This window comes from Fulvivirga marina (assembly GCF_016775155.1).
Taxonomy (GTDB): Bacteria; Bacteroidota; Bacteroidia; order Cytophagales; family Cyclobacteriaceae; genus Fulvivirga; species Fulvivirga marina.
On the sequence record NZ_JAEUGD010000066.1, the window covers coordinates 838,036 to 848,710 of the forward strand.

4 protein-coding genes are annotated in these 10,675 nt (G+C 42.2%); all 4 read right to left on the minus strand.

From position 1 onward, the window contains the following. Nucleotide 1 precedes the first annotated feature (1 nt). Genes JMN32_RS23675 through JMN32_RS23690 form a run of 4 tightly spaced genes read right to left on the minus strand, consistent with a single transcriptional unit; the run spans nucleotide 2 to nucleotide 10,674 of the window. Nucleotides 2-919, minus strand: a complete 918-nt coding sequence (locus tag JMN32_RS23675) for a glycosyltransferase family 9 protein (protein ID WP_202858864.1) — start codon at nucleotides 917-919, stop codon at nucleotides 2-4. A 28-nt stretch (nucleotides 920-947) separates the two neighbouring features. Beyond that, nucleotides 948-2,168 carry a Fe(II)-2OG oxygenase family protein gene (locus tag JMN32_RS23680; protein WP_202858865.1) on the minus strand — a complete coding sequence of 407 codons (1,221 nt, stop codon included), beginning with the start codon at nucleotides 2,166-2,168 and terminating at the stop codon, nucleotides 948-950. Between the two features lie 24 nt (nucleotides 2,169-2,192). Next, nucleotides 2,193-2,879, minus strand: coding sequence for a sulfotransferase family 2 domain-containing protein (locus JMN32_RS23685; RefSeq protein WP_202858866.1), 687 nt, complete (start codon nucleotides 2,877-2,879; stop codon nucleotides 2,193-2,195). 1 nt (nucleotide 2,880) lies between these two features. After that, nucleotides 2,881-10,674 carry a non-ribosomal peptide synthetase gene (locus JMN32_RS23690; RefSeq protein ID WP_202858867.1) on the minus strand — a complete coding sequence of 2,598 codons (7,794 nt, stop codon included), beginning with the start codon at nucleotides 10,672-10,674 and terminating at the stop codon, nucleotides 2,881-2,883. Between the last annotated feature and the right edge of the window lies 1 nt (nucleotide 10,675).

Sequence of the window (10,675 nt, forward strand, 5' to 3'; positions counted from 1 at the left end):
ATTAGAAATGCGCTGTTTTAATTTTTGACTGGTCTGCTCTCCCTACTTGTTTGATGAGTGCCTGCCTCACCTCATCTACACTTATCATATCCATGCACTCATGATTATAAATACATTTGTTTTTAAACAAGTAGTAAAAGCATGGTGAGCAGGAAACTCCTTTGTAAATATTGAGGTTGTTATCATGCCCCCAGAACACAGGGGTTGAATCACCAAACAGCACTACCCCTTTTGTCCCAAAAGCATTGGTGACATGTGAGAGACTGGAGTCAACACCAACAAAAGAAGATGCATATTTGAGCAAAGCAAAAGCCTCTCGAAGTGTGCTTTTCCCTCTCCAGTCGATGGCTCCTTCTACTTTCTGTTCATCCGTGTTTCCCACCTGGATAAAGTCATATTCCGGTAAACTCTCTACCAGAGCATTCCACTTTTCCAACTCCCAATGATGATTTTGCGATGATCTTGAGTGGACATGCACAATCACCGGAGTTTTAAATAGGCTAAGTCTTTCTTTTGCATTTCTCTCTTCTTCTTCCGTAAGGAAAATCTCCACCTTATCGTCTTCAAGCTTCAGGTCAAAAATATCTGCCACAATATTCTTCACACTTTTGCGATAAATATGGGTAGGCGCCACCGGCTGAAAGAAGAGGTAAGTGTATGTTTCTCTATGCTTCCGCTTATGTAAATACTTATAAAAATGTACAGGGTGCTTCATTAAGGTTCTTGTCTTTAAGCTCCTCAATGAATCAATATAAGGATTATGTTTAAATACACTATAATGTTTTGGCCCAAGGTGGTATAAGATGATCTTTCTTTTAGGGTCTTGTCTCTTAAGCTCTCTCAAAGTTGGCGTGCAGACTATAGCATCACCAATGCCTCCCCATGAAACCAAAACAAGTTCACTTTTCTTTTTTTCCATACTTTAGATTCAATTCAATTATACGTCATTAAACTATTCTGGACCCTGTTACAGGTGTATAGCCAAAAGCATTTTGTGCCAGTTGCTGCATTTTCCCATCGAGTTTCTCCAGCTCTTTATACTCAAATACATACCTCAAAAACTCTTTGGTCAACTTACCTTCAGCATCTGTCCAGCCGCAAGCCAACAATTCATTAAAAAACTGTTTGTCAGCATGATACATATCCAAATTCACTCCTACCCAGAGATCTCTCTTGAAATACCCCCGGATAAACCACCTGTCTTTTTTGTTAAAATCAGGAATATACCCTGTTCTGGTATGGCACGTCCTGCTGTTGTTAAGTATCAAAAGGCTTCCAGGCTGCAGTATGGTACCCACAGAATTATCTTCTATGAACTGCTCCAAACTGTGCATCCAATCTACAGAATCCTGATCAATACAATCAATACCGTTAAAATTCAGGTTCAATTCAACCATACCTTCTTTAATAGCCAGTGGCGACATTGATGAGTGATGCGGAGTACCCATAGGGATACCTTCAGCCTCCATCTTAAGATAAAGGTCGGGTGCCTTTAATCTGAACTTGCCTTCCATTTTACCCGCTTCTTCATACCATTTAGTTCCTTTCAGCTGGTTAGCTGAAAACACTAATGTTTTTGCATTCTGTGCACTTCTAATACCTGCTAATATCAGGAAATCAGGTCTTTTTCGGTGCCAGGTACTTTCGCAATGAAAGGGGAAATCATTAGAGTATCCTCCCGCACCACGCTGATCCTTAAGCTTTAACACGGGTACAATGTTGTCAATTAATGGAGCCATTCCCCAACCTTCCTGACGAAAATTAAATGGCTCGGTGTTCGTCAGATTTCCAAATGCCATGAGCATAGCTTCGGTAACAAAGGTTTTCTTATACTCCGGAGAAAGTGATCCTCCCTTCTCAGGTGTATCAGGCAAATCGGGATCCATAGGCAATCCGCTAATCAATACAGCCCCATACCCCTCATAAAGCTCATGGTCAATAAGCTTTCTACTCTCTGAGGAGAGTAAGTCAGACAGCTTCTTTGCCTCAGAAATGAACTTTTCCTGCTCATTCATCCTGTAAGGGTTATAAGGTATCTTCAGGGAAGCCTCGAAAAGCCTCCCCCTCTCGTCTGCAGAAACAGTGACAATGGCTTGTTCGGGTAAGTCCTCAATATTCTCTCTTGAATAATTAAAAGGGACGGCAGTTCGGTAATCGATCCAGTTCATATAGTTATGATAAATAATATCTCTTTAGTAGTCGTAGTTTAAATACCTGATCTCTCTTGCAAAGATTTTGGAAACCCACTCTGCTTCGCTTTCAGACAATACTTCGGTGTACCTCCTTCGGTCTTTCCTTGTATGCGATTTAGCCCTTTCCAAAGGCAGCTCAATGGGTGTATCAAGGCCTAAAACATCTCCAATATGCTTTAGCGACTCCTCCATTTCTTCGTATTTATAAATTTTATCTACTACAGGTATTGAGTCAATAGTATAAAGATTAAACCCTCTTATTTTCGACCCCATACCTGTTTCAATAAATTCTTTAACAGTATTTTGTTTATGTAAATGTCTCGTCCAATAGTACCATGATATTATCTTATCATATGGGTTCCTTTCAAAGCAAAACTTATAGTAACTATTCCACACATCTACATCTACAAACCTCATAATGTCTGATGCCGCCATGTGATCATAGAAGACCGTACGTTTCCGGGTATATATAAATTCCAGCCAGTCAAGTTTAGAATATTTACTGAATGGCACCCTGATATTTTGTGGTCCTCTATAACCTAGCTTTTTTCTGATCTTTTCATCCGTATGGACTGAGGAAATTATATCATGCTCACCACAAAACTTAGACAAGGCAATCTCAACACTAGTACTTGCTGTTTTCTGAGTTTTGATAAATATAAATCTATGTTTATGGGAAATGATCATATTAAAGCTTTATGGTTTCATACTCCTCCTGATCAACCAACTCATTTTGTCTGTTGAGCTCAATGAATTGCGATAGCTTCGCGACAGTAGTCAACTCAAAGAATGCCGTTACCGACACATCTATTTTAAGGCGCTTTCTGATAACTGAAATGATACTTATCGCCAGCAACGAATTACCTCCAATACTGAAGAACTCATCATTAACTCCTACCGTTTCCAACTCAAGAAACTCTTTCCATATATCCATCAGTTCCTGTTGCAATTCATTTTCAGCCGCTTGATAGTCATCGGTAGAAATACTATGCTTTTCTAATTCCAGCAGCGTTTTTCTATCCACTTTTCCATTAATGGTCAATGGTATCTCTTCGACTTCTATTATCCTGTCAGGGATCATATAGGCCGGCAGGTTGTCTTTCAGGTAAGTCATTAACTTTTCTCTTGAGTATTGGCCTTGCGTGACGACATAACCAGAAAGATATGTGCTATCTGTGCTCTTATTTATTGAAGTTAAAACAACAGCCTGGTTAACTCCTTCAGCGCTATTAATTACTTTCTCTACTTCACCCAGTTCAACCCTATAGCCTCTGACTTTCACCTGATGGTCTTTTCTACCTAAAAATTCCAGATTCCCATCGCCTCTCATTTTCACCAAATCGCCAGACTTAAACAGTTGACCCTCTGCGAAAGGATTGTCTACAAACCTTTCCTGGGTCAGCACATCGTTATTCCAGTAACCCCTGGCCACCTGAACTCCGCCAATGTACAACTCTCCAACCGCACCCTTCATCACCGGCTCCATGCTTTCATTCAGTACATATAACTGAACGTTAGCCATTGGCTTACCAATGGGAATATTAGTATAGTCATCAAAGCTTTCATTTTGAAGGCTAAACACTGCACATCCTACCGTAGCTTCGGTCGGACCATATTCATTGTATACCCGAATATCCTGACCTACAACGTTAAGCACTTTCAAATGCCTGTTGGTCAATTGCTCACCTCCTACTACATAATTACGGGTACCTGCAAATACTGACGGATCCTGCTCCAATAACAGCAGGTGTGCCGGCGTGAGCTTAATAAAGCCAAACGGATCATTCTGCCTGGTAATCTCCCGGTCAAAAACTTCAGCCTCCTTCGGTGATATAATGATGCTTTTACCACTTACCAACGGTGTAAATACTGCAGTCAGCGATGCATCAAATACACTTGACATGAAGCTATAGCTACCACTAGTGGCATCATCAGTCATATACAACTCCTTACTATTTAAAACATAGTTTGCAAGGTTTCTATGTTCAACCATTACCCCTTTTGGCTTTCCGGTAGAACCTGAAGTGTAAATGATGTAAGCCAATTGATCAGACTGTGCTCCCGGAAGTTCACCTGAATGATCTTTTATTTCACTTTCAGCCAGGTGGATCACTCGTAAATCCGTACGCTTTATAAGATGATCATAAGCAGGGTCTGCAATAATGGCCTTAGCCGACAGATCTTCAAGAATATAAGCAATTCGCTCTTCGGGCTGCTCAGGATCTATGGGTACATATACCAACCCAGCCTTCATGATTGCCAACACCGATATCACAAGGTCTGAACTTCTGTCCATCAACACAGGTACGGGAGAGTTTTCGGCACCTCCCAAATAACTCAGGAGATTATGCGCCAGCTCGTCCGACTTTTTATCAAGCTCGGCATAGGTCATCGTGTGTCCTTTATAAACAACTGCCTGTTCCTGAGGATGTAATCTTGCCTGCTCCCTAAAGAAGTCTGGTATGGTCTTATCCAGCGGATAATCTGCTGAAGTTTGATTAAAGTCAAAAAGCAGCTGATTTCTCTCGGCCGGAGTAAGCAGCTTCAATTCATTGATCTTGCTGCTGTCCCTGTTTATGATTTGCGTCAATACCTGATGGAACTTCTCAGTGATCAGCTTCACCGTTGCCGGGTCCAGTAAATTGGTATTGTAAAAGAAGTGGGCATTGATCTCTTCAAAAGCACCTATGGTAATATAAAGTGGATAGTTAGACTGCTCCTGCACATAAACTTCTTCTACCTTCAGCTTCCAGTCCTGCGCATCCAATACTTTGGACAACGGGAAGTTTTGGAATGCCATAATACTATCAAACAGGTCGCCCTGCACCCCTACCAGCCCCTGGATCTCATTCAAAGACTGGTATTGATAATTCCTTGAGTTAACCTGATCATTCTGAATACCTGTCAACCAGGGCAGAATTTCATCTGACTTTTGCAATGATGAACGTAACGGTAATGTATTGATGTACATACCTACTCTTTTTTCAACCGAAGGAATATCTTCCGGCCTACCCGAGACAACCACACCAAATGTGACATCGCGCTGACCTGTAAATTGATGCAATAAATAGGCCCAGGTTCCCTGCATCAGTGTATTAACCGTAAGTCTGTGACGTCTTGCAAATGACCTGATAGCCTCAGTGGTTTGTTTATCTATGTTCAGATTTATCTCCTTATAGGTTCCTGCTCCTTTGTTACGCAGTGAAGATGATTCGATAAATGGCAACAGTGTACCTACTTCTATCTCTTCCAGATAGCTTTGCCAATATTCGGCGGCTCCTGAATTATCCTGCGACTCTATGAATCTTATATAATCTTCATATTTATCCTCCTCTTTGATTTGATGGTTTACTCCATTAACGGAGATATCGTAGTAAGTCAAAAACTCCTCCATCAGTATGGGCAGTGACCACCCATCATGCAGCAAGTGGTGAGATGTCCACAACATGCGCGTATGAGTTTCATTTAGTCTTATAAGCGTCACCCTCATCAATGGGGCTTTATCGAAACGAAAACCTTGCTGCAAATCTGCCTCTTCGATCTTCTCAACTCTACCAATCAGCTCATCCTGCTCAAGTGAGGTAAGGTCTATCACCTCGATAGGTAGTGAAGCTGTTTTATGTACACACTGTACCGGTATACTGAACACATCGTGATGGAAGGTGCTACGGAAAATAGTATGCTTTTGCAACAGGTACTCCCAGGTCTGCTTGTGGGCCTGTTCATCCAGATTGACGATATCGCATTTCAACTGGTTACGGTAAGTAGCGGCATTCTCATCATAAAGGCTATGAAATAGCATACCTGATTGTAATGCACTTAGTCTATAACAGCTCTGTATCGACGATCTTCTGGTAGCTCCATTGTCAAGATGGCCATCCAGGAATTCGTCAAAGTCATCGATGCTAACCTCTTTAGATAGTCCGAAATCTGCCGGACTAAACTGAGGGTCTACCCCTTTCAGGGCAGCAGCATTTGACAAGAAATGTTCGATGCTTGCGGTCAGCTTATCAGTCAAAGAAGCCATGTCAACCTCTCCATATTTTGCAGGATCGTATAGCAGCTCAAGCTGTAGCTTTTCGCCTTCAATTCTGCATGCAATGATAAGCTGCTCATGACCATAGCTTCCAGGTGCGGCATCAAAACAGGCTCTTTCAGACGCCAGACTTACAGGACCTTCCTCCTGTTGGTATGCTCCATAAAATTTAAACCTGATATCCCACGGGTTATTTCCGCTACCCTTTTTGTCAGCATAAGCTGAGTAGGTAAGTGCCATTTCCGGGTTCTGCCTGTTAAACGACTTCACCAACTTAAGAGCATGTCCAGCATCATTAGCTGTGGTTTTCAGCATAAATGGGTACGCTGAATGAAGTTGTCCCGTTGCTCCTGAGTCGCTCTCAACACCAATAACCAACTGCTCATCACCTTTCCACTGGCCCAGTGTACCGTAGATAGCTGATAATAGTATCTCGGTGTCGTTTGCATGGTATACCTCTCGATAAAGGTTTAACGATGTTGACAGATTTTCATCAGCGATAGATTGTTTATATACCTGATAGGTTTTTTCACTTTTCGCCTGACCGGCTTCCTTGCCCTGGATCTGGCTTTCCCATTGCTCCACCCATTTTCCAAACAATGGCTTTTGTGTTTGCTCTTCAATACCCGTCAGGATTTCTTTATAACTTTTAGGCTCACTTAACTCCTGCCCGGCAAAAACACGGTTCAAATCATTAATAAAGTCTCTCCAGTTTACGGTGTTCATCAAGAGGTGATGCACAACCAGTATAAGCCTGTTATGTTGTTCTTCCTCCGGGGTTTCTAACCATGTGGAACTGATCAATTCATTATTATCAAGATCGATCAGGTTATAAAGTTTCTTACGCTCACTCTCCAAAAATGCTGACAGGTCAGAAATATCCGACGGCACAGTTACAGCTGATAATTCCAACTGCTTTGATATAAGTTTCTGTCTCCACTGTCCATTTTGCCTGATGAATGTTGCCTGAAGTCCCTGGTATCTTGCAATCATTTGATTCAGACATTGGCTGGCCTGCTCTCTGCTGATCATTTTATTCAAGGCCAGCGTAAAGTCAGGGTAACAGGCAAATGAAGTGTTGTTGATCAATCGCTTTTGGGAAAGTGTCAATGGCATTGTATCGACCTCACCGGCCTCTTTCCTGATTATTTTTTCATCTTCAATCCGCTTGCTTACTGCCTGTGAAATACGTGCTATGGTCTGGTAAGTAAACAGATCACCCACTTGTAGCTCAAATCCTAATTTTCGGATTCTGCTCACTACCTGAATAGATATGATTGAATCTCCTCCCAGCTCAAAGTAGTTATGCTGACGGCCTACCTGATCCACGGAGAGCAGTTCCTGCCATACTGTGGCAAGGGCTTCCTCCATCGCACCTACAGGAGCCTCATATTCTACTTCTCGGATGTCTGCAATTCCTAATTCTTTCAGCTGCTTCTTATCTACTTTACCACTTGGCAACAGTGGTATTGACTCTAACTCCACTATAATACCCGGGATCATATATTCAGGAAGCTCGCTTTTTAATGCTTCTTTAATAGCTGCAGGATCAAAAACCCTCTCCATGACGACATATGCCGCAAGCTGAGTGTTCGACGCCTCTTCCACTACCAACACAACGCCTTCCAGTACACCTGGAGCATCCAGCAAGGCTCTTTCTATTTCTGCGATCTCAATCCTATACCCTCTGACTTTGAGCTGCTCATCATGTCTTCCTACAAACTCCAGATTCCCATCTGGCAGGAACCTGACCAGATCTCCTGTTTTATAAAGTTTTTCAGCAGAGTTATAAGGGTTTTGAACGAAATGAGAAGCCGTGAGGTCTTCGTTGTTCAGGTAACCTCTTGCCACCTGGACACCTCCAATGTGCAACTCTCCTAAAACACCTGTCGGTACCTGTTGCCCCAACTCATTGAGTACATAAAGATTAGTATTGGCCACCGGCTTACCTATTGGCACTGAGTTCACTCCCTTTTGAAGATCATTAGCACTGCATTGGTATTCGCAAACGGTAATGGTGGCCTCGGCAGGACCGTATTTATTATAAAACTGACAGTAATTCACCCATTCTTCGGCAAGCTGCTTATCACAGATCTCACCTCCACAAACTACTCTCCTCAGACCTCCGTATTTGCCAGGGGTCAGTACTTTTAAAAAGCTTGGAGTCGCGTGCAAATGGGTCAGTTGTTTCTGTTTAAGGAACTGCTCAAAGAGCTCCTTATCCAAACGGTAAGCACCAGGGATCAATACCAGCGTAGCACCCATGGTCAGCGCCAGGAAAATCTGCTCAATAGAGGCGTCAAATGTGTAATCACTAAACTGAAGTATCCGTTCGCTATCATCTATTTTGAAGAGATCTGTCTGGTTATGAATATAGTTGGATATGCCTGAATGTTCTACCATCACACCTTTAGGCTCCCCGGTAGATCCGGATGTAAAGATGACATATGCCAGATCCTGACCAGCGATTTGTACATCAGGATTAGAGACGCTTTCGTTAGGGAAAATATCATTTAGTTGCCCTATACTGATCCACTCTACAGTTTCAACTGACGGTTCTACTTCACATAAGCCAATGGTCATATTTGCCATACCAACAATTTTCCTGAGCCTTTCTTCAGGATCTTTGTGCCCTAGAGGCACATAGGCACCACCGGCTTTCATAACAGAAAGTATCGCAATGATCATTTGTGGTGACTTATCAAAATGTATAGGCACCAAAGTACCTTTCTCAACTCCCTTTCCTATCAGATGATTTGCCAGCCTGTTGGCATATTCGTTCAGTTCCTTATAAGTCAGTTTTGTTTCCAGATATTCCAGGGCAACCTTATCAGGGAAATTCAAGGCTGCTGCCTCGAAAAGTGCTACCAGATCAGGTTGCGGTTGAGCCTCGCCAGACTTCTCAGCAATAGGGTGTGCCTCAAGTAAATGGAGGTTATTCAATGAGGTATCTCCTTCCTCTACAATACTTAACAGCACCTGCTCAAGATGTAATTTGATTAGGTTTATAAACTCTTTAGGCAGGAGCTCCTCTTTATAAATAATCTCTACATTGATCTGTCTACTCACGGAGAAACGGATCAAAAGGGGATAATTGGACGACTGTTCCAACCCTTTAAAGTTACTCACTTCCAGTTTCCACTGCGTGGATGAAGTCAGCTCCGAAAGTGGAAAATTCTGGAATACCATAATGCTGTCAAACAGGTCGCCATGCACACCCGACCACTTCTGGATATCAGCCAAAGCATTATACTGAAACTTTCTTGACGCTATCTGATCATTCTGAATGCCCTTTAACCAGGTTTTAACATCACTACTTTTATCAAATACAGAAACAAGTGGCAGGGTGTTGATGTACATTCCTACTCTTCTTTCTACATTTTGCAGGTTTTCAGGTCTGCCGGACACTACCACACCAAATGAAATGGTTTCCTCTCCGGTATACTGGTGCAACAGATACGACCACACTCCCTGCATCAGAGTATTCACTGTAATTCGGTTACGCTTGGTAAACAACTCAACTTTTTGAGTTACATCCTCATCAAAAACGAGTATTTCTTCATTAAAATCAGAAACTGTTCTGGTACGTTCGGCTGAAACCGGGATGAACGGAAGCAAAGTGCTTCCGGTTACAGGTTTGAGGTGCTCTGACCAGTAAGCCTGTGCTTTTTCTTTGTCCTGGCTATCAATAAACCTGATGTAATCTTCGAACCTGTCAACCTCCCCGTCTTTAATGTCTTCACTGGCTGATAGCTTATCATAGACCTGAAGAAACTCTTCCATGAGTATGGGTCTTGACCAACCGTCTAACAGGATGTGGTGGGTACTCCACAACATTTTATAGCTATCATCTCCCAGTTTAAGCAGTGTTACCCGCATCAGTGGTGCCTTCTTAAAATCAAAAGGTTTAGATCGGTCCTCTCGCTCATACTTATCCAAAGCTGTATCAAGATCATGCCCGTTCAGATGACTCAGGTCTACAATCTCCAGTGGCATTTCTACGTGGCGATGCACGCATTGTACAGGAATTTTGAAAGCATCATAATGAAAACTGGAACGAAGAATAGTATGACTCTTTATTAAGTGATCCCATGCCTGCTTAAAAAGGTTGAGGTCAACTCGTTTAAGGTCACATTTAAGCTGGTTACGATATGCTCCAACCTGCTGATCGTACAAGTCATGAAACATCATACCCGCCTGCAAGGGACTCAACTTGTACATCGACTCTATATCCTTCTTCGATTCCTCACTTTTTAAGTTGAGGTGGTCGATCAATTCCTGCTTATTTTCCTTAATGAATTTAAGTACTTCAGTATTCTGTTTAATGGCTTTAGCCTGCTCCTCGCTTACTTTATTCTTTCTGGCCTTTAAAACGAGTTTATCCCCATTAGCTTCCAGGAAGAAATTGTTTTTATCAAGCAGGTCAATGCATTCTTTTATATTCATA

What these genes read in the sequence shown, in the direction of transcription:
- JMN32_RS23680 (WP_202858865.1), bottom strand. Translation starts at nt 2,168, where the DNA reads ATGAACTGGATCGATTACCGAACTGCCGTCCCTTTTAATTATTCAAGA.
- JMN32_RS23685 (WP_202858866.1), bottom strand. Translation starts at nt 2,879, where the DNA reads ATGATCATTTCCCATAAACATAGATTTATATTTATCAAAACTCAGAAA.
- JMN32_RS23690 (WP_202858867.1), bottom strand. Translation starts at nt 10,674, where the DNA reads ATGAATATAAAAGAATGCATTGACCTGCTTGATAAAAACAATTTCTTC.
- JMN32_RS23675 (WP_202858864.1), bottom strand. Translation starts at nt 919, where the DNA reads ATGGAAAAAAAGAAAAGTGAACTTGTTTTGGTTTCATGGGGAGGCATT.